We start from the raw sequence: 22423 nt of genomic DNA, 5'->3' as shown, positions 1-22423 counted from the left end.
TGGAGATATAGAAAAAAATGAGTTTATTGACTGTTGAGCAATTATCGCATACGTTTGGCGACCGGGTATTGTTTCGAAATGTATCCTTTCGTTTACTTGAGGGAGAGCATGTCGGGCTTGTTGGCGCGAATGGCACGGGCAAATCGACACTTATGAATATTTTGACCGGCAAGCTGCTGAAGGACGAAGGCAAAGTAGAATGGACACCTCGTGTTCGTTATGGCTATTTGGACCAGCATACGAAGCTTGAAGCGGGCAAAACTATCCGGGACGTATTGAAGGATGCTTTTTTACCCCTGCTCGTATTGGAAGAGGAGCTTAACGATATTACGGCTCAAATGGCCGATGCCGATCCTGATAAGCTGGAGCAGCTTCTGGAGCGCATGGGTGAAATTCAAGAGGAGCTTGAGATTGGCGATTTCTATTTGATCGATGTCAAGGTAGATGAGATGGCTAATGGTCTAGGTCTGAATGTCATCGGCCTTGACCGCGACGTCACCGCGCTTAGCGGCGGACAGCGGACTAAGGTTCTGCTGGCGAAGCTGCTGCTTGAGAAACCGGGCGTCTTGTTGCTTGATGAGCCTACCAACTATTTGGATGAAGAGCATATCAACTGGCTGACGAATTATTTGAAAAACTATCCGTTTTCGCTTGTTCTTATTTCTCATGAAACGAGCTTTATGAATCAAGTTGTTAACGTCATTTATCATCTTGAATTTACGAAGTTGACGCGTTATACCGCCAATTATGACAAGTTCCTGGAAATGTCCGCACTCAACAAAGCGCAGCATATCGACGCTTACGAGAAGCAAAAGGATTATATTAAGAAGCAGGAAGAGTTTATTCAAAAAAATAAGGCACGCGCTTCAACCTCCGGGCGGGCGAAGAGCCGTGAGAAACAGCTTGACCGTATCGATCGTATCGATAAGCCGGAGGAAGCGGCAAAGCCGACCTTCAGCTTTAAGGAATCCCGATCCAGCGGCAAGACGGTATTCGAAGCCGATGGAATGGTCATTGGCTATAATAAGCCGCTTCTTCCTAAGATGGATATGGTCATTGAACGGGGCGATAAAATTGCAATCGTAGGCTGCAATGGTGTTGGCAAATCGACGCTGCTGAAGACGATTCTGGGCGTCGTTCCTCCGCTTGACGGCAAGACTTATCTCGGCGATTATTTGTCGCCAGCTTACTTCGAGCAAGAGGCGAAAGCACCAACGATGACACCGCTTGAGGACGTATGGGATGAGTTCTCCTTTATGAATCAGCATGAGGTTCGGGCTGCGCTGGCTCGCTGCGGTCTCAAGAATGAGCATATTACCCGTGCTCTGAATCAGCTCAGCGGCGGGGAGCAGGCGAAGGTGCGCCTGTGCAAATTGATGATGCGGGAAAGCAACTGGATACTGTTCGATGAGCCGACGAACCATTTGGATGTCGTTGCCAAAGCAGAGCTGAAGCGGGCGCTGACTGCTTATAAAGGTACAGTCGTACTCGTCTCTCACGAGCCTGAATTTTATGAGGATTGGGTAACCAAAACGTGGGATGTAGAGGCTTGGTCGATGCAGAGCCTTGGATAGAAAAAGGGTTTAAGCCGCTGCTCCTGTTAAATACATCGCCGAGGGCAATTGGCGGTGTATTTTTTATGCGGTGTATGGTTAGGGTGGTTAATAAAGGACGATGGCGCAAGTGTGCGCTGTGATTTTGCAAAATTGGTTATAAGAAATGGGGATATACGATGTTTGGTGCAGGTATGAAGCGAATGGGCAACTGGTCACGTTCACTGCTGGCAGCGATGATGGTCATGCTAGTCATTGTACTGACGGGCTGTGGAAATTTATCGTTAAATGAAATCAATCCGCCTTCCAGTTCCGCTGACACGGGGCAAAAGCAGCAGCAGTCTCAGTCTCAATCACAATCCAAAGCTCCGCTTACCAGCTTTAAAGGGGTATCGGATTATGTACGGCAGCATCATAAGCTCCCGGATAATTATGTTACGAAAAAGGAAGCCGAGCAGCTTGGTTGGGTGGCATCCAAAGGGAATCTGAATCAGGTAGCGCCGGGCAAAAGTATCGGAGGCGACCGTTTTGGCAATAGGGAAGGGCTGCTGCCCAAGGAGAAGAACAGAATATGGTATGAAGCCGATATCAATTATAAGAAGGGGTCGCGCGGAGCGGACCGGATTCTCTATTCCAATGATGGATTGATCTATATGACGACGGATCATTATAAATCGTTTACGGATATTACGAAGAAAGGGAGTATCCGCGAATGAGCAAGGTTATAGAACTGAAGCAGTCGGAAGCCGAGCGCTTCGGGAACGTGCATGACTGGTTGAAGCAGGAGCTTAGCTTGCCTGAATGGTACGGCGGAAATCTGGACGCACTGTGGGATTGTGTCACCGGACATTTGCCGCTGCCGCTGGAGATCAGATGGATCGCTGACTCTGAGCAGCATGACAGCTACTCTGGCATCGTGGAAGTTTTTCAAGATGCGGCTGATCAATATGAGGATATAACGTTCGAATACGTAGTTAATCCATAATTGTATAAATTGAAGGTCTGAGTCCGGTGTGATGCCGGGCTCAGACCTTTTGTATTTTAACAGGAATAAATTGACAATTAATGGTTTGTAGTTATAAACTAAGTGTGTTGGTTTATGATCATAAACCCGTTAGGAGAAAACAAAATGAGCAATTTAAAGCTTTGTGAAAGTGATTATCGTTTTATGATGGTGGTATGGGAGAACGAGCCGGTGGCATCTGGACAATTGGTAGCATTATGCGCCGATAAGCTTGGTTGGAAGAAGCCTACAACCTATACCGTGCTGCGAAAAATGTGTGAAAAGGGACTAGTGAAAAATAAGGATACGATAGTGGAAGCGGTCGTCCCGAAAGAGCGGGTGCAGGCCTATGAGAGCGAGCATTTTATCGAGCGTGCCTTCGAGGGCTCGTTGCCGCAGTTTCTCGTTTCGGTTTTTCGGCAATAAAACTATTTCTGAGAAGGAAGCAGACGAGCTGAAGCATTTGATCGATGCGCACAAGGAGGAATGAGCATGGAGTCGCTCTTTTTGAAGGTGTTCAACATGAGCGTAACGGGAACTTATGTGATTGCTGCTGTACTCTTCTTTCGGCTCATGGAAATGAGCTGCGATGAAAAAGTGCTGTCGAAGATCGGGGCGCGTGAGCGGAAGGCATACTGCACGTCGCTGCTTTCCTTTGCAGCTAATCGCCGCTTTCCGTCAGTTGGTCCGCTTGCCTTCGAAGCGACGAATGTTCGGGAGCGTGTCACTCATATTTTAAACCTTAAGGAACCGAAAAGATGGGCAGCGGTATTATCCTCTTTGACCTGTATAGCCCTGATAGCTGCCTGTTCCGTCAATCCAATTGCGAATAAGGAGCAGGAGGAGACAGGAGGAATGTACGGCACCTATAGCTTTGACCAACTAATTTATATGAATCCGCTCAGCTCCTTTATTCCGATGAAGGGGTACAAGGAATATTACACAATAACTGAAAACGAGCTTATTATTACAGATGAAGCAGGCAATCAGCAAAGAATAGAAGCCTACTTCAAGCGTACAACAGTAGACGAACAGAAGTTCAAAGATGATTTTATAATGGCGGATATCGGTGTTCCGGATATTGCTTCGTACAAAGCGCGTTATCAGTATACACTGACGGATCCTTCCGATTCTCCGGCATATCGGCTGTATCTTCTGGATCGCGAATTATGGCTGGCGAAAATACATAATGACAGCGTCAATACACAAAAGAGCCATTACTTCTGGAGCATCTATAAAATCAATAAAACGAAAGAGAAGATAGCGGTAAAACCTGCGGCGATAGCCGGAACCTCGAATAATACGGCTGATTTTCTAGCGCTTCAACAGAATTTTGAGTCGGGTTATGATAACGACACCTGCTATAATATAACGCCGGATTTTATCAGGGAAAACTCTGATTACATGATTTTTAAATATGATAAATCGGCTGCATCATTCCTGTTATATGAGGGAGTCGTCTATCCGCTCGGTGAGTGGTTCGGAGGCTTTGGCGTAACGAGTCTGTCGCTTGCTGACCTTGACGGCGATGGCAGATCGGAGCTTTACTTTACCTATTCATGGGGTTCGGGGCTTCACCGTTCTCATGCCGCTTATTTCGATCCGGCAGCTAAACGAGTCGTAAACTTTGACTATGTATATCAGAATGGCGATTTGTTAATCACCAATAATCTGGATGGCAGCCTGTCGCTATTTACAGCAATCTTTCCTGCCGGCATGGATGGATTTGTGAATTTTCAAATAGGGAAGAGTGAGTTTGTTTCGGATATTATTTATAAAAAGGGTCAAATTTCATTAAGCTAGAAGCCATGAGGGTAGGTGAAAATGTGAAAAAATCGATCAAGTTCAACTATCTATTTATTATTACCGTTGCGTGCTTCATTGTCTTCTTCAGTGCTGTCACTTCAATTGAGAGCTATCATACCAATCAAAAAAAATTGCTGCTTGTTACGGGCACTAATGAATTGACTCAAGAGGAAGCACAAAGATTAAAAGTCAATGCTGTATCCTATGGAATTTGGAAGGACGAGCAAGAAGAATTTCATACCGATCATCAGTATATATTGGTGAAAATGAAGTCGAGGAAATTGCTGGTAAGCTCGAACGATATAGAGGACATTATTAAATATACAAACAAGTAGAAAAATAAGCGCTACTTGGCCAGGATCTATAAAATAAAAACAGAGCAAGGATGCCGCGGCATCCTTGCTCTGTTCCTCTTTTATGCTTCTGCAACAAGCATATCGATAAACTGATGGAGCTGGTGGAGTATAAGCGCATTCGTCCGGTCGAGATGCAGCAGCCCTTGTTCATCGTCCAGCCAATTGCTTCTCAGCATCGCATTATGCTTGAAATAAAGTGCGCCGCCGCCCTCCAATACGCCGAAGGCGCCAATCGGAAGGGTAAGGTTGAGGCTGGCGCAAATATGAAGCAGCGCTTGGTAGTTGGCTTGCGTGGTCTGTTCCCTTAGTACAACAAACGTCTGAAGCAGATAGATGCCTTCCTGCTCCAATTCCTCCAAGCCGGGGATGAAGCTCATTTCAATCACGAGTGAATCGTTACGGGAGCCGATCTCCTCGAATCGAAGCAGAAGCGAGGCATAAGGAGAGGCTTCATCCGGCTCAGCCAGCTTTGCAGTAATTTGATGGGACTGATAATAATCGAGCAATTTGGATAAAACAGAGTAAGCGAATGATGATGAGTCTGTCATGGCTATGCTCCTCTATGTATGCAGTTTTTTGGCGATCAAGTCTTTGCCTGGTTTCTGCTTCGCCTTGTCGATCTTCAAACCGATACCCTCAATAATTTGTCGGCTCTCCGCATCATCACCTTTGACGCCGCTTTCGAACAGCATGCCAGCCAGATCGGTAACGAGCTGCGCATAGCATTGCCCTACATTATTAAAGCCATTTTTCTCAAGCAGCGCTTGCCGGACTTGATCCTTAGGGATGTCTTTGTTTGCAGGCAAAGCCATCGCTTCCTCAACTTTGAGCGCCTTGTCGACAAATGCTTCTTTCCGTTTATACTTTCTGTAGAACTTCACGATGGCCGCGACACCGCCCAGAATGGCGGCGAGTGCAAGGAGGATAGGGCCTGCCGGTGACGCGGCTGCGGCAATAAGAACGGCTCCACCTGCGATCATCATTGCGCCTTTGACTGCTGTCGCCCCGCTTTTTGATTTGTTCATTTCTTGCGTCGACCGTCCAAGACTGGCTGCCAGCAGCTTCTGATCCGTCTCCGCCTCGCCTGCACGTTCGCCAAGCTGCTGCTCAAGCTGGCCGAGCTTCTTCGCATTGCGGCCGCTCTCGACATATCCGGCTGCTCCGCCGACCATATAGGCTGCCCCGCCTACAATAGCGCCTGCGCCTGCCGCAACGGTAGCCGCACCATTCACAGCCATGCCGGCTGCTTCCCGGACGCCGTTGACCGAGCTGGCGGTGAACCTCGCAATATCGGCTGTACCACTCGCTCCTTCTCCAGCAACAAGACTTGCCTTGCCAGCTGTACTGAGTGCTTCATCGTAGTTCTGCGTAGCGTTATAGATCTGTGAGACGGATGCAAAACCGCTAAGTCCTCCAGCTATTGGAGCCGCAACAAGTGCCGTACCTGCTGCTCCGCTAGCTCCCAGTGTCTTGCTGATTGTGGCTGAGCCGGAGACACCTCCTGCTGCTGCAGAGGTGCCAGTTGCCGTGTAGCTGGCGTAATCGCGATCCTGGTCGGCGTTGTAGTTTTTCGTATCCATTTTTTTCGTCTCACGGCTAATGACCGAGAACTTGTCCCAATCGACCGACTTGGAGAAAATCCCGGTCATCATCGACTTCTTGACGGCGTCAACGGTGATATTCCGGGGATTGCCTGCCATCGAGCGAATAGCGCTCATCTTCTGTTGCGGCTGGAGGGAATCGAAGAAGCTGAACAATCCGGACTTCTTGGATGCGTGCGCCTGCTGCCTCAGCCAGCTATATACTTGCGAATAACCGCCTTTTCCTTGTAAATCTCCCGGAATTTGCGGTGTTGGAATCGCTCTAGCAGGAGGTTGTGCAGCAGCAGGTGCTGCACTTGCACTAGCAGGCTGTGACGACCGGGCTGGCGTTTCCGTTGATTGAAAAAGATTGCTTGCCCGTATGCCTTGCCTCTGAACGGGAGGTCTTGAGGAGGAGGCACTTCGGCTGCTGTACATTTGATTGACAGCTTGGTTGCCTACAGAACGCTGTAATTGCATAATCTCGGCAGGGGACATGTTTCCTTGTCTCAGGTTCGGTAAGGACAATCCCGCTGCTGTAGATTCAGGTGCGCTTGAAGCACGCTGAGCAGGAGCGTTTGAAGCGTTTGATTTGGACGGCTGCGAATGGTTGGCTGGTTCGGGCATCGGTATCCCCTTCTGCGCAATGGAATAAAACTTCCGTACTACTAGTCACAGACATCGTAGCATAAACCCAATGCTTTAGCACTATTGTTTTGCACAGAATTAAGATGTTTGATAGCGGGGTGGGAGAGACGGAAAAACAGCCGTATGAACAGTACCCTAGTCATCATAGGAGGTACAGTTTGCACGGCTGTTTTTCTAGAGAGGGATATTGTTAGACCACGGATAAATACTTACTTCCAGAATGTAATTCGATCAGCACTTAAACGAACAGACTCATGTCCTTCTACAGCGGCTTTTCCTATTGAAATGATCATTACTGGCGCATAGCGCTCTTCATCCAGATCAAATGCCTTTGCTACTTGATCCACTTCAAAGCCTGCCATTGGATTCGTATCATATCCATGTGCGCGAGCTACTAACATGAGCTGCATCGCAAAGAGGCTGCTATCGACTTTTGCCACTTCAACTTTGAGCTCTTTCGGCAAGGTCGGATACATCGATAAAATGGTTGGGACTTGGCGATCCCGTACTTCAGCTGGCATTTTTCCTTGTTCCACAGCGGTATTATAAATATCTTCAACATTCAAATAGCTGTCCGTATCTCCAAAAATAAGCAGCATAGCTGATGAAGTATCGTTTTGTTCGGTATTGAAACGCACAAGCGGTCTCAGCTTTTCTTTCCCTTCAGGAGTATCTACGACAACGACACGCCAAGGCTGCATATTGGCAGAGGACGGAGCTAAGCTGGCTTCCGTAATAATCTCGCTGAGTTCTTCCCGCGATATTTTAACGTTCTTATCATAATGACGCACCGAACGACGGTCTTTGACGATATTGGTAAAATCATTATTCTGAATACGGCTAAACATTCGAATCTCTCCTTTTGATAACATTGAAGTTTTGACATTATAGATGTCGTTCGTTATCATAATCGCATTATGAACTATAAACCTAGGTTTATAGCAAATGAAGAAGGGGAGGTCCAATGATGAAAATAAATGAGGTGTCAAAATTAACGGGGCTGCCTATATCTACTTTGAGATTTTATGAGCGTAAGAACTTGATTCCAGATACATTCGTGACAAGAGATGCAAATAATTATCGTATTTACGCGGAAGAGATCGTTGAGTTTTTGAATGATGTGAAGGCACTGTTATCCGTGGACTTTTCTATAGAGGAGTTAAGCTTGCTGGTTAATCAGGAGCTGAATTTATCCTACGAGGTTAAGAAAAAAATAGTCGAGCAAAAAATCCAAGAAATTGAAGATGTCCAGAAGCGCCTCAGCAAGTCGAAGCAATTTTTATATGCCGTCTTGGAAGGGAAGGCGAATTTTCAAACGAAGTGTTAGGGCTTATTTAGAAAAAGCGAAGGGCAAGGGTTACCTTAAGGGTGACTCCTTGCCCTTCGTTTCTTTTTTGGTAATATCATCTACAATATAATCCAAAGCAGCCAACTTCCTGAGGAAATATTTTATGTAAAGAAAACCATTTGATCCCTTTTATCGTGTTATGAAGGAAAGGGGGATGAGGCAGGTGATAATGTCCTTGATATTCATGCAAAAACGATCTGAAGATAATAAGTTTACTATGGAAGCAGACCATACAATTAATGCCGTATACGATCGTCACGTTAATGTCGTGTATCGAGTATGCTTCTCGCTTATGGGGAACAAACAGGACGCGGAGGATGCGGTCCAATCTGTTTTTATAAAGCTGATGGAGAGCGGCAAGTTATTTGCTGATGCCGAACATGAGAAAGCATGGTTAATTGTTACTGCTCAAAACCATTGTCGTGATTTACTGCGTAAATGGTGGAGGAAAAAAGTCGTTGATCTAGATGCTTATTCAATTGAACAGACAGGTATGGACACTTCTCTAAGTCACGATCTGGCAGACAAACTTCGTAAGCTTCCTTCTACATACAGGTTGATGTTGTATCTTCATTATTACGAAGGTTACAAGGTAGCAGAGATTGCTAACATGCTGAAGCTGAATACTAACACAGTGAAAACGCAGATGAGAAATGCTAGAAAGCGACTCAAATTGGAGATAGGAGATGATCTGCATGAATAGAGAGGAGTTAGGTTCATTATTTGATAGTATGACGCCGGATGAGGAACAAAAGGAGAGAATGAAGACGCATATTTTGAATGGGAAGCAGCCGGTGGTGCAAGCGAAGCTCTCAAAAAGACGGCGCATTAGATTGGTGTTATCGGCCGTCTGTGTTGTATTGATTGCAATTGTCGTTTTTCTAAGTATCCCATTCGGAGGAGAAACAACGGTCTATGCCATTAACGTGAGAATCGGGGCAGACGGACCTGTGTTCAAATTGTTGGATAATGAGAACAAGTCTGACGAAAACGCCACAACGGTAAGCTACGTCGATGCCCGGCCTGGCCTGGAATTTTATATCGATGGCAAGGATATTGCAAAAATAGAATTGTCTACTAAGAATGAGTACCTTTACGCTGTAGACTGGACGAAGACGCAGCATGAGAAGTATTGGAATATAGAATATTATCAGAAATTCGATGAAGAGCGGCAAGTTTCGATAGCGGATTTCAGTCTTCTGTATGATAAGAAGATGACGATGACTTTTGACGATACATTCAAAGACTATGGGAACATTTGGTACCGCTGGACTGCATGGAATATGCACAAATGGGCAGTGCAAGATAACTATTCGCATTTTCTGGGAGTGGGACAAGAGCCGGCAGATCTGAATGTAAAAGAGAAAACAGAACTGGCTGCCGGTAATGACGGTATTGGGCATATTCAATTGGAAGGTTATCCGGAGAAGCTTAGGGAGGATGAGATTACAATCATCATCACAGACCGGCAGGGCAATCAGACCAAGAAGGTCATTAAGGTCAAAGTCAGCAACAATGAAAAGCGGCAAACGGTCGTTACGGCTAGTTTGGTGAGTAAATAAGTGTTAAAGCATGCAACATCTATGCATTCCAAGCGTCTACGATTATGTAAGTATTTGTTAATCGATGGGGTGAGGGCGCTTGTTAAATAAATTATTGAAGGCAGCATTAGTCCTAGCACTTACAGCTACAATAACTTCCTGTATGGGCAATTCGTATCCACAGGAACGGCAGCCTGTGCTTGAGGCTACGTCTTCTACTGTTCCCTTAGCTACTCCAGAAGAGCGGGTGGAGTCGGATGTAATGACAAATACCCTGCTGCAACGTAATTATTCTAACGTACTAAAACTTCCTTCAGATGGATACGACTATGAGAATATGATCGCGATCAGCTCGGACGAAGTTATACTGTTGGCCAGAAATGACGATGATTCGGAGTCCATAATCCGCATGAATATGCAATCGGGTCTGTCGACCGTTGTATGGGAAAGCGGCACTGAATCAATGAACAAGTATAGTTTGCGTTGGGTAAATGATCATGTTGAATGGGAAACCTATGATGCGGAACAATCAGTGAATCGATCATACAAACTGGCAAGCGGTGTACTTGTTTCGCATATAGGTACTAGCTATGCAAGCCCGGATGGCCAATGGTCGGTTAGCTATAGTGGTGATAACATCGGAAGTATTATTACGCCAACAGGGACAACCGAGAAGTGGAGAACTGGAGCGAAGGATTCTCAGCCTCTGTGGCTTCCAGATTCTTCAGGTTTTATTTATTTACATGATACGGGGGAACAAATTGGCGACGGAGCTGGCCCTTATTATGAGCTTGCCCGATACGATATCGCTTCCGGTAAATCTAGTATTTTACCCTACGACAAAGGCTTTTGGGGCAGGATAGAATGGCTGGAACCCGGTGTGTCTCTTCTAGCGCATAACGGCTTTGACGACGTTGTCGCTTTGAAAATCGTAAATTTAGAAAGCGGCAAGGAACGGCAAATCGTCAATACTTACGAATATGAATATTTGAACAGCTTTGTCGAATCAGTGTCCCGACGGCTATTCGTTAGTGATGAAGGGAAGTTCAGCTTATATGGCTCGGAGGGTCAGGTCATATCCGAGGTTGCTTGGCCTGCCGATCTGGATGAGTACTCACGTTTGAAAAAGGAAACATCAGACAGCTCAACTGAAAGAATTCACTATTATATAGGTGAAAAGGGGAGCGGCCGGTTTGGTCCCTCGCAAATTCAGCCTTCTCCAGACGGCAGTCGGATAGCCTATTTGCTTGGAGCAATAGGGGAAAGCATAGATGATATCGTTAAGGGTACAAGAATCGCTACAGCTAATGATGATGGAAACGGTACGAAGCTGTTAACGGAGGATTATATGTACATCAGCCTATGTCGCTGGGCGCCTGACAGCTCTCGTCTCTTCGCGCTCTTCTCACTGCCCTCAGACCAGAAACAATTGTATATTGGAGTTATCAATCTATAAGTAAAAAAAACCCCCTCCATCACAACCGGAGGGGGTTTCATCTTATTGCGGGTTTGTCGTCCAAATCCCCGCTGTTTTAATAAACACGCGCTCTGGCAGCTTGAGTGCTGCAACAATCAACTCCGCTACATCCTCGGATTGCATCATGCGATCCTCATCCCCGATTTTCAACCCGGCTTGCGCTGCAAGATCGGTATTCACCGTGCTTGGTGTAAGAGCAGTCACGCGGATGTTGAATTTACGAACCTCCTGCAGGAGAGATTCCGTTAATCCCATAATGGCAAACTTAGATGCAACATAGGCGGAGCCTGTAGCGAAACCTCGCTCGCCCGCTGTTGAAGCAATATTAATGATACTGCCGCTTTTTTTTCTCGATCATCGTCGGAAGCGCTGCACGGGTCACGTAATAAGTGCCCATCAGGTTGGTTTGAATAATTTGCTCCCATTGTCCAGGCTCCATATCGAGCAGGGTCTGGAATTGAGCGATTCCCGCATTGTTAATGAGGATATCGACAGAGCCAAGGTGACCAATCAGCTCGGATACCGCTGTATTAACTTCTTCTATATGACCAACATCGGCTGTCGCGATGTGAACTTGAACGCCGTACTCCTGTGCAAGCTCAGCTTGAAGCACCTCTAGATCCTTAGCTGTTCTTGCAATTAGTCCCAGATGCACGCCTTCCTTCGCCAATGCAATGGCAGTTGCTTTGCCGATTCCTTTGCCCGCCCCGGTAATGATGGCTGTTTTATGTTGCAGATTCATGAAAATCTCTCCTTCCGCTGTTGCCTTACATTCGGTACATGTTTCAGTATGATGGATGTCCGAATGCAAAGCAAGCCGCGGGCAGAGCATGCAAATCTTTACTTTTTAATCCCGTCTAGCCACGCCGCTAGCTCTTCCGTCTGGGCAAGGATAGCAATGGGGTCCCAATACCAGGAACGGTCGGAGGTCCAGGTAAACACTCTGTCATTTTTGACGGCATCTAATGATTTCCAGATGGGATCGGCTTTGAGATCCTCTATCGTGCGATCGGTTGTCAGAATGATATAATCGCCCGCGTATTTCGGCAAAACTTCATTGGAGAGAGAGGCCCAGCCTGGATCAATCATCTCTTGAGCTACGGCTGCGGGCGGCTTAAAGCCAAAACCTTCGTAGATTGGCTGTCCGCCTTTGCCGTAGCTTGCGCCTACTGCGGATACTTCTTTGCCGATCCACTCCAGAACAGAGAACGTGCTGCCAGCCGGAACGGCTTTAAGAGCCGTCTCTTTCGCTTTAGCAATTCGCTGGTCATAATCAGCTAGCCAATTTTGGGCTTCTTGTTCTTTGCCTAGCAGTTTGCCGAAATAGTCCAGCTCTTCGTGCACCGTTTAAAGATGCAAAAGGAATAACGACGGTTGGAGCGATTTTGGACAGCTGTTCGTTCAGCTCGATATAGGTGTCATCCATAATAATAAGGTCCGGCGCAAGCTCCAGAATTTTCTCCAGATCGCCATTTCCTTCTCCTAAATCGGTTACACCTTCACCTTCCAGCGCCTCTTTGAAATAAGGATTTTGAATATGATGGTTGGATGTTCCGACAGGAATAACACCAAGTGCAATTAAGCTCCCTAAATATTCGCCAGCGACTACACGTTTCGGATGCAGCGGAACCTCAACATCACCGAGGACGGTCGATATGGTTTTGGTTTGCGGTTGCTCATTAACAGCAGGGGCCGTCTCCACAGGGGTTTGGGTAGGTTGCGTCTCCGCTATATTCCCTGCACCGCAGGCGCTCAACAACAGTATGAAGCTGAAAAGTAAAGCTGCCGCCATCGGCGGTCTAGAATGTCTAAACATCGTTAATTCTTCCTCTCCATTACGTTGATAATGATTATCATCGACATCAGTATAGCGGAGCGGTTCGAGAGAGACAATGGAGGATCTCATGCTCGTGGAAGGACTATCTTCCAAGCTGCGCTTTGCCAAGTGGTCTGTCCGGTAGCGAGTCGGTGAAACCCCCTTATGCTTTTTGAACATCCTTCCCAAGTAAAATGGATCTTGATAGCCGATGCCAAGCGCGATTTCTCTCAGGTTGGCATCGGTTTCGATCAGCAGCTCAGCTGCCTTGTTCATTCGTACTTTAATTAAATAATCGATAGGGCTAAGGCCTGTCCGGCTTTTGAAATAGGAGGAAAGATGGGCCACGCTGTAGTTCAGACTCTCAGAAAGAGATTCCAAAGTGATGGCTTCCGCATAACGCTCATGAATAATAGCGATAATCTGGGCAGCTAAATCACGCTTCTCCGGCCTGAGGCCTTGCTCTTGCATCTGATTCAGGAGCTCGTGGACAAAAGTATGAAATAACGCTTTTACATGCAATCTGCTAAGGGAGCCTGCCTGCTTCCATTTCTTGTGTATCTCTGTCAAACCATGATACAGGGGTCCAGGCAGTGCAGGGGAGAAGCTATACTGTATGTGAAAGGGACGGATTCGTCCTGCCATATCAATCAGACTCTGCCGCGCTGGAGGTGGTATGCTTCCTTTATAATAGACAGCATAATACGCCAGTCCATCTTCGCCAGCGTGAATATCGAGTACAGTGCCTTTTCCGGCATGGAACACTTTAAAGCGCCGGCATTGGTACGCCGTACCGTCTAGCATGATTTGCGCATTTCCACGGATAGACAGGATAAAGAGGCTGGCTGGCACAACGTAGCTGCATAGATTTTCATGGGATTGCAAGGTGATCCGGCGAACGTCTATTATTTTGCAATATGCCTGTTCCCATAACCTGATATGATCGTGCATGTCCATTGCCTGAAACCTGCCTTTTCGCTTCGTGCGTCTTTTAATACCTATAATTATAGAAGATACCCATTGTCAATGATAGCGCTGGTCGCATCGCGTCTATTAGAAACAGATTATAAAGCTTGACCTTGCAGTATACTTCAACGTTTATGCTGTATTCTGCAGAGATGAAGATGGAGGTATAGTATAATGACGAGATTAGAGGTCATGATTATTGTAATAATTTTGGCCGCGGCGGCTGGAATCCTATTTGGAAAAAGGGTTAGGCAGTTAGATGCGATACTATTGGTCATGGTAGCTGGGACGGTATTGCTGCATGGCATAATGGATCAACTTCGCTTGGTTATGACTCCGGCCTATGCAGTGGCATTAGTTCTTGTTATCTTATTCATTCGCAGGCTGATCAAATCGGATAGCGGACCGCAATCTTTGGTGAAAAAAAGCCTGCTGTCTATCCTTGTAGTGGCGCTCTCGGGCGTATCGGTGTATTTCAGCATGCTATTGCCGGTCTTCACGATGCCAGAGCCTACTGGCAGCTATGCGATCGGGACGGTTTCCAGGCAGCTTACAGATGAATCCCGCGATGAAATATCGAGCACCGATCCCAGTGACAAACGGCAGCTCTTGATTAATGTCTGGTACCCGGTGGATCGGAATCAAGCAGCAGGCAAGCCGAAGGAGCATTATCCTTCGGAGCTGGGGGAAGCGATCAGCTTGGTGTTCGGCATACCGAAGCAGCTGTTCAGTTATGTAACAGCTATTCCAACGCATGTTGTGGAAGGGGCGGCGTTGTCTGAGACGGAGAGCAGCTATCCGGTCGTGTTATTTTCTCCTGGTGTTCGTTCCACTCGGTTCCAGAGTATGACGGCGATTGAGGAATTGGTCAGTCACGGGTATATTGTCGTAGGGATAGACCATCCGTATACATCTGCGAAGGTATCTTTCTCTGACGGACATGTCGCGCTATATCAACCGGAGCCGGAATTCGCGACATCGGCGGAACTATACGAGAATAACGTCAAAGGTGTAGGCATCCGAGCAGAAGATGCTAGGTTTGTACTCGATACGCTTACGGAGTGGAACATGAAGGATCCTGACCAGTTATTCGAGGGCAAGCTTGATCTAGAGAGAGTTGGTATATTCGGACATTCCTATGGCGGGGCAACGACGGCAGAGGCGCTTGCGCAGGATAGCCGGTTCAAAGCGGGCCTTAGTCTTGAAGGCGGGTTTTGGGGAGAGGTCGCCCATACCGGCGTGCAGCAGCCGTTTATGTATATTTTGACGGGAGGCACAGCTAAAAGTCTGGATCCGTCGACGGCGGAGAAGGATAAGGTGTTTTACCCGGAATTTTACCCGGATTTAGATGCGGTCATGACCAAGAGCACGAACGATACCTACTATTTGATCGTCGATCATTTTATCCATCAAAGTTTTACGGACATCGCACTCCTGTCACCTTCGCTGTTTACGGAACAGATGAGCGCTTTTCATAACATTGATATTACAAGAGCCTATACGAGAGCGTTCTTCGACCATTATTTGAAGGGTGAGCCGCAGAAGCTTCTGGAGGGGCCATCCTCCGAATATCCCGAGGTGAAGTTTGACGAGTCCTATACGAAGAAAAAAACATAATTTCTATACAATAAGAAAGGGTGAGCGGGCATGGAGGGCATAACTCGCGGTGAGCTTGCGAAATTATCCGGAGTGAGCAAAGCGGCCATCCGGTACTATGAAGAGAGCGGCATCCTGCCTGCTCCCCAGCGGGCAGCTAACGGTTATCGCATGTACTCGAATGATTATGTGGTCAAGCTCATCTTTATTAAAGACGCCCAATCATTAGGCTATTCGCTCAAGGAAATTCAAGATGGGCTGCAAATTGTTAGTACTGATATGGAAGAAGAGGCGTTGAAGGAATTGGTACGAAATAAAATTTCCGAGATAGGCGAGAAGATTGAAACGCTGCAAGCCATGCAGTCGATGCTGGCTGGACTGCTGCAGACGCCTGCTAATGAAATCAAAGATTATATGCGATTGTTTCGTATAAAGGATGAGCAAATTCATGAGTAAGCTTCAAACCTATAATCACACGGTACACTACTGGAAGCAATATCAGCCGTTTTTTCCCGAAGAGATGCAGTTAACGGAGAATCAGTTGCCTGCGGAAGAATGGATGACTTGGCAGAATGTCCATATCCATCTCGATCGGATGCCGGCTCCGCAGGCCAAATTAAAAATTATTTTCATACACGGAGCTGGCGGGAATGGCCGATTGCTGGCCCCTTATGCACGAAGCCTCCACAACAGCGGTTATGAGGTCGTTGCCCCGGATATGCCGCCTTATGGCTTAAGCTATGCCGAGTCGGCAAAGTCAGTGGACTACCAGCTGTGGATTGATATTCTCACTGAATTGATTGACGCGGAGCTGAAGCGCGACGGCAAGCCTATCGTGCTGCTTGGCAGCAGTATAGGCGGAATGCTGGCTTACCATACTGCCGTCCAAAGCAAGCGGGTCAAAGGGCTAATCGCAACGACGTTTGTCGATACGAGCGATGCTAAGTTTCGGGACCAGCTGGCTCCGAACATACTGATTAGCCGATGGGGGAAGTTTTGTATGGACAAGCTTCCTTACTTGCTCGATTCGCTTGCGATCTCGGTTAATCATGTGTCCCGGATGAATCTGATTTCAAATAATGCCGAATTGACCAGACTGATTATGAATGATGCCCATGCGGCGGGCACCAAAATTCCTTTACGATTGTTAAGAACATTCTTGAATCGGAGTCCGGAACTGAAGCCCGAACAATTCGATCTTTGCCCGGTACTGCTGGTACATCCGGAGATAGATCCTATGACGCCGCAACGCTTCAGTCAACCTTTCTATGATCGTATAAAAGGAGACAAAGAATATGTCGTTCTACAAGGTGCCGGTCATTTCCCGATCGAGCAGCCGGGGCTGAATCAGTTGAATGCTGCCGTGCTTTCTTTTTTGAAAAAAGTAGAGCAGCAATAATCGGATAATAAATGGCTAAGCAAAAAAGAGCAGAGACGAAGCTACCTGTCATTAGGTTAAGGTTTAATGACATGGAGACAAAGCGCTGCTCTTTTGTTCTTGTAATCGTATTGCTCAAAAATTATGATTATGCTCGATTCGAGAGGAGAGAACGACCATCACCTGGAAATAGCCGAACTTCGTGCAGCTTGCCGTGAAGGCCTCCAGCTTCTCAATCGACTCCGTCATGACTTTAACTAGATAATTATACTCCCCGCTAATGCGATGCAAGTCCACGACATCAGATTCGTTCGCGCAATGCTCGCTGAAGGCTTTGCAATGCTGAGTCTGGACCATGACGAAGGCTTTGACTGTCTTGCCGATTTTGCTTGGGTTCAATTGCGCCTTATAGCCCGATATCGTCCCCTGCTCCTCGAGTTTACGGACTCGCCCCGTAACAGCGGGCTGTGTCAGCCCAACCTGCTTTCCTAGCTCGGTCATCGAATACCGCGCATTCTCCTGCAGCATCTTCAATATTTTTACGTCCGTATCATCCATCTCGATTCTCCCTTTCCATTCAATTGAAGTCCTGCTGCCTCATTCCAATTCCTGTGCTTTTGAATGAAGTGTTCAAATCAAATAAAGAGGATTCAATCAACTTTTTATAATACCTTAGTAAAAGGGTTGAATTACTTTGTTTTTCATATGTGAATTTTAAATCCTATCTTCTATAATGTCAATGAAAGCTTGTCCTGACAGCGATCTTTACTGCTGATGGAGGTGATGACCAGGAGATGCTGCACGAGATTATCCAATATATTGCCGATAATCAGGAACGGTTTATGGAAGAATCGAGAGTTCATTTGGTGCTGAGTTTGTCGGCATTTATGATCGGCATTGTGCTTTGCGTGCCACTTGGCATTCTATGTGCCAAAAAAGCAAAGTTCGCGGCTCCCATTATGAATCTCTTCAATACATTGCGGGTTATTCCCAGTCTTGCCGTTCTGGTTGCGATCATGCCCTTTCTAGGTACGGGGTTTACGCCGTCTCTCGTGGCGCTGACGCTGCTGGCATGTCCGCCGATTCTGATCCATACGTATCTAGGCTTTCGAAATATAGACAGCGCCATTCTGGAGGCGGCTTCAGGGATGGGGATGGGCGAGGCGCGGATTATGAGGCGTATAGAGCTTCCTCTAGCATTGCCTCTAATCATTACCGGGGCAAAAACATCGGCTGTGCAGGTTACCGCCAGTGCAACGCTTGCTGCTTTTATTGGCGGTGGGGGACTTGGCACTTTCATTATTAATGGATTAAGCATTAATGATTTTGCAATCGTATTGGCCGGTGCCATTCCGATTACGATATTTGCAGTTGGCATTGAAATTGTATTGTCTGTGGTGGAGAAGTGGTCCGCATGGCCCAAATAATTTATGGAGGTTAGCAACAAATGAAAAATCAATCCATTATAATCGCAAGCGTCATCCTGCTCCTGTCTCTGGTTGTATCGGCATGCGGAAACGGCGGTTCGGGTTCAGCTAGTAAAGGAACGATTAATGTCGGCTCCAAAAACTTTACAGAAGCTTTTATCCTATCGGAAGCTTATTCGCTTGCGCTAGAGAATGCCGGGTACAAAGTAAATCGCAAATTCAAGCTCGCCGGTTTACTGGCGCATGAAACGATTGTGAAGGGTGATATCGACGTTTATCCGGAATATACAGGAACGGCGCTGCTCTCGATCTTGAAGCTGCCGAAGCAATCCGATCAGCAAGCCGTTTATGACACGGTGTCCAAAGCATATAAGGATCAGTTTAATCTGGTGTGGCTGGCTTCGACTCAAGCCAACAACTCGCAAGGCTTGACGGTGACGAAGGAAGTGTCCGACAAGTATGGCCTGAAGACACTATCGCAATTAGCGGAGCTGGCACCTCAGCTTAGACTGGCGGCTGTAACCGGATTTGAAGACCGCGAGGACGGATTGAAGGGTTTGAAGCAGGCTTATGGCGGTTTCGAATTTAAATCCGTGAAGCTGTTCGATGCTGGCGTGAAGTACCGTGCCCTGCATGATAATGAGGCGGATGTAACAGTAGCCTTCACAACGGATGGAGAATTAACGAAGCCTAATCTGGTTCTCCTTGAGGATGATAAGCATTTCTGGCCTCCGTACTATGTAGCGCCGGTTATTAAAGCCGATGTGCTGGAGAAAAACAAAGGCATCGATGACATCTTGAATGAAGTATCGGCCAAGCTGGATACAGCGACACTGCAAAAGCTGAATGCCGAGGTAGATATTAACAAACAGGAATATACGGACGTGGCGAAGCAGTTCCTGCAAGAGGCAGGTATTTTGAAGAAATAGGATGAGCGCCCATGAGTCAAGATGCGATTGTATTTAATGAGGTGACCAAAACCTTTCCGAAAGCGGCTAAGCCGGCTGTTAATGAAACGAATTTGAGAATCGAAGCGGGCAGCTTTGTAACCATTCTCGGTGCGTCCGGCTGCGGCAAAACAACACTTCTCAAAATGATTAACCGGATTCACGAACCGTCCTCAGGCCGTATTCTCATTAATGGCCAAGAGATAACGAAATGGCCTTTGAATGAATTGCGTATCCAAATCGGATATGTCATTCAAGGGATTGGCTTGTTTCCGCATTTAACCATTGAGGAGAACATTGCGACCATTCCGAAGGTTCTGAAATGGCCGCCCAAGCGAATTCAAGAACGAATCGATTATTTGCTTGATCTGGTCCATTTGCCGCAGTCATTCAAGAAGCGGTATCCTGCGCAATTATCTGGCGGACAGCAGCAGAGGGTTGGTCTTGCCCGCGCTATGGCGGGCGATCCGGCCATTATGCTGATGGATGAGCCCTTTGGAGCGATCGATGCGATTACCCGGGAGTCGCTCCAGGATGAAATGATTCAAATTCAGAAGAAGCTGAATAAAACGATTATGTTCGTAACGCATGATGTACAGGAAGCGATGAAGCTGGGTGACCGGATTATTGTGATGAATGACGGTACGATTCAGCAATACGATACACCGCTTGAAGTTTTAGCCCGTCCGGCCAATGAATTTGTTCAGAAGCTGGTTAAGTCGGACAATCAATTCAATCAATTGGATTTAATCAAGGCAGAGGATGCTATGATTCCGCTGGATTCTGTTTCGAATGAGAGCAGCCAGGGTGTGGCAAGAGCAGTTGGCCGGGAATCATCGTTAAAGTCAGTGCTGCTGCTTCTGCTGCAGCCGGAAGTGACTGTCGTGTGGGTCGTTGATGAAGAGGAGACCCCCGTTGGCAGCATCACTTGGGAGCAATTGAAACTGAAGGTGTGAGGGGCAGGAAGGGGGTGTAGACATGGACTACGCAATCAAGCATTACGATCAGCTGCTGTTGTTGACCGTTCAGCATATTTTCCTTACGTTGGCGACGCTGGTGATTGCCTTGCTCATTGCCCTTCCGGTTAGTCTTCTGCTCTTGCGGGTTCAAGCCTTCACGGTTCCAGTACTAGCCGCATTAGGCCTCGTCTATGTCGTGCCAAGTATGGCGATGTTCGCCTTTCTTGTTCCGCTCGTCGGGGTAGGCATTACACCTGCCCTTATTGCCCTTATAGCCTACAGCCAGCTGTTCCTTGTCCGCAATCTGCTTGCGGGCTTCAAGTCGATCAACCCGAGCATTATTGAAGCAGGCAGGGGAATGGGGCTAGGCTCGCTGCGGTTATTTTGGCGTATTGAGCTCCCGCTGGCGCTGCCGATCATTATTGGCGGCATCCGGCTGACGATTACGACGACGATCGGGATCGCCACGATTGCTTCCTGGATCAATGCAGGCGGACTTGGCGTCCTGTTGTTTGATGGCTTATATCAGAATAATCCGGCCAAAATCATCTGGGGAGCGCTGCTTGTATCTGGCATGGCTATTGTGAGCAATCAGCTGTTATTCCGTCTGGAGCGCAAAGCTTTGCGGCGAGCGAAGGGGGAAGTCTCCCTCTAATAAGGAGAATGCATAATGAGCAATTCGCGACAACATATGGCTTTAGGTGTATTTCTATTGGGCGCTGGTCATCATGCAGCGGCATGGCGGCATCAGGAGGCGAATGCCACAGGCAATATCGATTTTCGCCAGTTAGTCAAGCTGGCACAAACGGCAGAGAGAGGCAAGCTGGACATGGTGTTTATCGCCGATGCGCTGGCTGTAGGGAGGAGCCTATCTTCGATCGGGCATAATGTAGGCGGTGCGCTGGAGCCTTACAGCTTGCTGTCAGCGTTGGCTGCTGTTACAGAACAGATAGGATTGGTCTCCACCTCCTCCACAACCTATAATGAGCCTTTCCACACCGCCCGAAAGCTGGCTACCTTGGATCATATTAGCGCGGGACGATCCGGCTGGAATATCGTAACGACGGGTACGGAGGCCGAGGCACATAACTTTGGCAGAGAAACGAATCTTGCCCATGAGCTTCGTTACGAGCGTGCTGGGGAGTTTGTTGAGGTCGTTAAGGAGCTGTGGGATAGCTGGGAGGATACGGCGCTGTTGGCGGACAAGGCATCCGGTGTTTATGCTGATCTGGATAAGGTTAGGGAGATTAATTATAAGGGTGACTGGTTCACCGTGAAAGGCCCGTTGGATGTGCCGCGCCCTCCGCAAGGCTATCCGGTTCTCATTCAGGCAGGCTCTTCGCCTGCAGGTCAAGCATTTGCGGCGAGCATCGCTGAGGTTGTATTTACAGCGCAGCAGACGATAGAGGAAGCCAAAGTGTTCTATAAAAGTGTGAAGAATCAAATGGCGGACTTTGGCCGTGAAGAACATGAGCTATTAATTATGCCGGGCATCTCGCCGATACTTGGAGCAACCGAGCAAGAAGCGAGGGAAAAGCAGCAGGAGCTTGACGCTCTGGTGCTTCCTCATGTGGCCGTAGCTCAACTATCCGGCTTATTGAATTTCAATCTAGCTTCCTATGATCTAGACGGGCCGTTGCCATCTATCCCTCTGCCTGCAACCTCTACAAGCGGGGTAATTAGCCGGATTAAAATGCTCATTAGTTTGGCTGAGAAGGAAGAAATGACGATCCGTCAATTAAGCCAGCGTGTCATTGGCGCGCGAGGTCACAAAACCTTTGTCGGGACGCCTGGGCAACTAGCTGACCTGATGGAGGAATGGTTCCGGCAGGAAGCATGCGACGGATTCAATCTGATGCCGCCGCTGCTGCCAAGCGGGCTGAATGAGTTTGTGAACGAGGTGGTACCGGAGTTGCAGAGGAGGGGTTTGTTCCGGACCCAGTATCGCGGAACGACACTTCGCGACCACTTGGGGTTAAGCCGTCCTTTGCCGGCTTATCAGAACTAGGATGTAAACATAAA

24 protein-coding genes and 1 pseudogene are annotated in these 22423 nt (G+C 47.5%); 18 read left to right on the top strand and 7 right to left on the bottom strand.

Features of this window, described 5'->3' with window-relative positions:
* Positions 1–17 precede the first annotated feature (17 nt).
* The 6 genes from TY10_RS21155 (at position 18) to TY10_RS21130 (ending at position 4697) form a co-directional block, all read left to right on the top strand.
* Entirely contained in the window at positions 18–1574 is a 1557-nt protein-coding gene (locus TY10_RS21155) for an ABC-F family ATP-binding cassette domain-containing protein (RefSeq protein WP_042167910.1), read from the top strand.
* A 158-nt stretch (positions 1575–1732) separates the two neighbouring features.
* Entirely contained in the window at positions 1733–2269 is a 537-nt protein-coding gene (locus TY10_RS21150; RefSeq protein ID WP_238327848.1) for a ribonuclease domain-containing protein, read from the top strand.
* Complete coding sequence (locus TY10_RS21145) at positions 2266–2538, top strand: barstar family protein (RefSeq protein ID WP_042167907.1); 273 nt, start codon at positions 2266–2268, stop codon at positions 2536–2538. Before TY10_RS21150 ends, TY10_RS21145 begins: the two co-directional genes overlap by 4 nt.
* 144 nt (positions 2539–2682) lie before the next feature.
* Positions 2683–2982, top strand: coding sequence for a BlaI/MecI/CopY family transcriptional regulator (locus TY10_RS21140; protein ID WP_238327847.1), 300 nt, complete (start codon positions 2683–2685; stop codon positions 2980–2982).
* 66 nt (positions 2983–3048) lie between these two features.
* Positions 3049–4359 (top strand): hypothetical protein, encoded by a 1311-nt coding sequence (locus TY10_RS21135; protein ID WP_042167904.1) that lies wholly within the window; start codon positions 3049–3051, stop codon positions 4357–4359.
* Positions 4360–4382: 23 nt separating this feature from the next.
* Complete coding sequence (locus TY10_RS21130; protein WP_042167902.1) at positions 4383–4697, top strand: hypothetical protein; 315 nt, start codon at positions 4383–4385, stop codon at positions 4695–4697.
* A gap of 80 nt (positions 4698–4777) precedes the next feature.
* On the opposite strand, the gene TY10_RS21125 is transcribed toward TY10_RS21130, so the two are convergent.
* The 3 genes from TY10_RS21125 to TY10_RS21115 all read right to left on the bottom strand — a co-directional run bounded on the left by TY10_RS21125 (position 4778) and on the right by TY10_RS21115 (position 7794).
* The gene (locus tag TY10_RS21125; RefSeq protein ID WP_042167900.1) at positions 4778–5266 is read right to left on the bottom strand and encodes a hypothetical protein; all 489 of its coding nucleotides are present in this window, start codon (positions 5264–5266) and stop codon (positions 4778–4780) included.
* A gap of 12 nt (positions 5267–5278) precedes the next feature.
* Positions 5279–6925 carry a hypothetical protein gene (locus TY10_RS21120; RefSeq protein ID WP_042167896.1) on the bottom strand — a complete coding sequence of 549 codons (1647 nt, stop codon included), beginning with the start codon at positions 6923–6925 and terminating at the stop codon, positions 5279–5281.
* Between the two features lie 230 nt (positions 6926–7155).
* The gene (locus TY10_RS21115) at positions 7156–7794 is read right to left on the bottom strand and encodes a nitroreductase family protein (RefSeq protein WP_042167894.1); all 639 of its coding nucleotides are present in this window, start codon (positions 7792–7794) and stop codon (positions 7156–7158) included.
* A 116-nt stretch (positions 7795–7910) separates the two neighbouring features.
* Between TY10_RS21115 and TY10_RS21110 the strand changes: the two genes are divergently transcribed.
* The 4 genes from TY10_RS21110 (at position 7911) to TY10_RS21095 (ending at position 11291) form a co-directional block, all read left to right on the top strand.
* The gene (locus TY10_RS21110) at positions 7911–8273 is read left to right on the top strand and encodes a MerR family transcriptional regulator (RefSeq protein ID WP_420329423.1); all 363 of its coding nucleotides are present in this window, start codon (positions 7911–7913) and stop codon (positions 8271–8273) included.
* A 190-nt stretch (positions 8274–8463) separates the two neighbouring features.
* Positions 8464–8997 (top strand): RNA polymerase sigma factor, encoded by a 534-nt coding sequence (locus tag TY10_RS21105; RefSeq protein ID WP_162160658.1) that lies wholly within the window; start codon positions 8464–8466, stop codon positions 8995–8997.
* On the top strand, positions 8990–9856 hold the full coding sequence (locus tag TY10_RS21100; RefSeq protein WP_052350685.1) for a hypothetical protein: 867 nt from the start codon (positions 8990–8992) through the stop codon (positions 9854–9856). The genes TY10_RS21105 and TY10_RS21100 overlap by 8 nt, the downstream gene beginning before the upstream one ends.
* A 241-nt stretch (positions 9857–10097) precedes the next feature.
* A complete protein-coding gene (locus TY10_RS21095) occupies positions 10098–11291 on the top strand; it encodes a hypothetical protein (protein ID WP_042167889.1) in 1194 nt (397 codons plus the stop codon).
* 42 nt (positions 11292–11333) lie between these two features.
* On the opposite strand, the pseudogene TY10_RS21090 reads toward TY10_RS21095, so the two are convergent.
* The 3 genes and pseudogenes from TY10_RS21090 to TY10_RS32140 all read right to left on the bottom strand — a co-directional run bounded on the left by TY10_RS21090 (position 11334) and on the right by TY10_RS32140 (position 14085).
* Positions 11334–12054: pseudogene (locus tag TY10_RS21090) on the bottom strand (3-ketoacyl-ACP reductase).
* Positions 12055–12152: 98 nt separating this feature from the next.
* A complete protein-coding gene (locus tag TY10_RS32145; protein WP_272945317.1) occupies positions 12153–12656 on the bottom strand; it encodes an ABC transporter substrate-binding protein in 504 nt (167 codons plus the stop codon).
* Positions 12586–14085, bottom strand: coding sequence for an AraC family transcriptional regulator (locus TY10_RS32140; protein ID WP_272945316.1), 1500 nt, complete (start codon positions 14083–14085; stop codon positions 12586–12588). The genes TY10_RS32145 and TY10_RS32140 overlap by 71 nt, the downstream gene beginning before the upstream one ends.
* A 183-nt stretch (positions 14086–14268) precedes the next feature.
* On the opposite strand from TY10_RS32140, the gene TY10_RS21080 reads away from it, so the two are divergent.
* Genes TY10_RS21080 through TY10_RS21070 form a run of 3 tightly spaced genes read left to right on the top strand, consistent with a single transcriptional unit; the run spans position 14269 to position 17089 of the window.
* A complete protein-coding gene (locus TY10_RS21080; RefSeq protein WP_042167887.1) occupies positions 14269–15711 on the top strand; it encodes an alpha/beta hydrolase family protein in 1443 nt (480 codons plus the stop codon).
* A gap of 30 nt (positions 15712–15741) precedes the next feature.
* On the top strand, positions 15742–16146 hold the full coding sequence (locus tag TY10_RS21075) for a MerR family transcriptional regulator (RefSeq protein ID WP_042167883.1): 405 nt from the start codon (positions 15742–15744) through the stop codon (positions 16144–16146).
* On the top strand, positions 16139–17089 hold the full coding sequence (locus tag TY10_RS21070; RefSeq protein ID WP_042167880.1) for an alpha/beta hydrolase: 951 nt from the start codon (positions 16139–16141) through the stop codon (positions 17087–17089). The genes TY10_RS21075 and TY10_RS21070 overlap by 8 nt, the downstream gene beginning before the upstream one ends.
* Before the next feature lie 114 nt (positions 17090–17203).
* Here TY10_RS21070 and TY10_RS21065 read toward each other — a convergent pair whose 3' ends face one another.
* Complete coding sequence (locus tag TY10_RS21065) at positions 17204–17626, bottom strand: Lrp/AsnC family transcriptional regulator (RefSeq protein ID WP_042167877.1); 423 nt, start codon at positions 17624–17626, stop codon at positions 17204–17206.
* Between the two features lie 236 nt (positions 17627–17862).
* Here TY10_RS21065 and TY10_RS21060 point away from each other — a divergent pair, with 236 nt between their 5' ends.
* From TY10_RS21060 to TY10_RS21040, 5 genes are read left to right on the top strand one after another with little or no spacing between them, the layout of a single operon-like run.
* The gene (locus TY10_RS21060) at positions 17863–18495 is read left to right on the top strand and encodes an ABC transporter permease (RefSeq protein WP_042167874.1); all 633 of its coding nucleotides are present in this window, start codon (positions 17863–17865) and stop codon (positions 18493–18495) included.
* A 20-nt stretch (positions 18496–18515) separates the two neighbouring features.
* On the top strand, positions 18516–19424 hold the full coding sequence (locus TY10_RS21055) for an ABC transporter substrate-binding protein (protein WP_042167871.1): 909 nt from the start codon (positions 18516–18518) through the stop codon (positions 19422–19424).
* An 11-nt stretch (positions 19425–19435) separates the two neighbouring features.
* Positions 19436–20398, top strand: a complete 963-nt coding sequence (locus TY10_RS21050) for an ABC transporter ATP-binding protein (protein WP_042167870.1) — start codon at positions 19436–19438, stop codon at positions 20396–20398.
* Positions 20399–20420: 22 nt separating this feature from the next.
* Positions 20421–21056: an ABC transporter permease gene (locus TY10_RS21045; protein ID WP_042167867.1), complete on the top strand. Its 636-nt coding sequence runs from the start codon at positions 20421–20423 to the stop codon at positions 21054–21056.
* A gap of 15 nt (positions 21057–21071) precedes the next feature.
* The gene (locus tag TY10_RS21040; protein ID WP_042167864.1) at positions 21072–22409 is read left to right on the top strand and encodes an LLM class flavin-dependent oxidoreductase; all 1338 of its coding nucleotides are present in this window, start codon (positions 21072–21074) and stop codon (positions 22407–22409) included.
* Positions 22410–22423 lie beyond the last annotated feature (14 nt).

The sequence above is a fragment of the Paenibacillus gorillae genome (assembly GCF_000513275.1).
In the GTDB taxonomy this organism is placed as follows: domain Bacteria; phylum Bacillota; class Bacilli; order Paenibacillales; family Paenibacillaceae; genus Pristimantibacillus; species Pristimantibacillus gorillae.
This window is presented reverse-complemented; position numbering and strand designations above follow the sequence as displayed.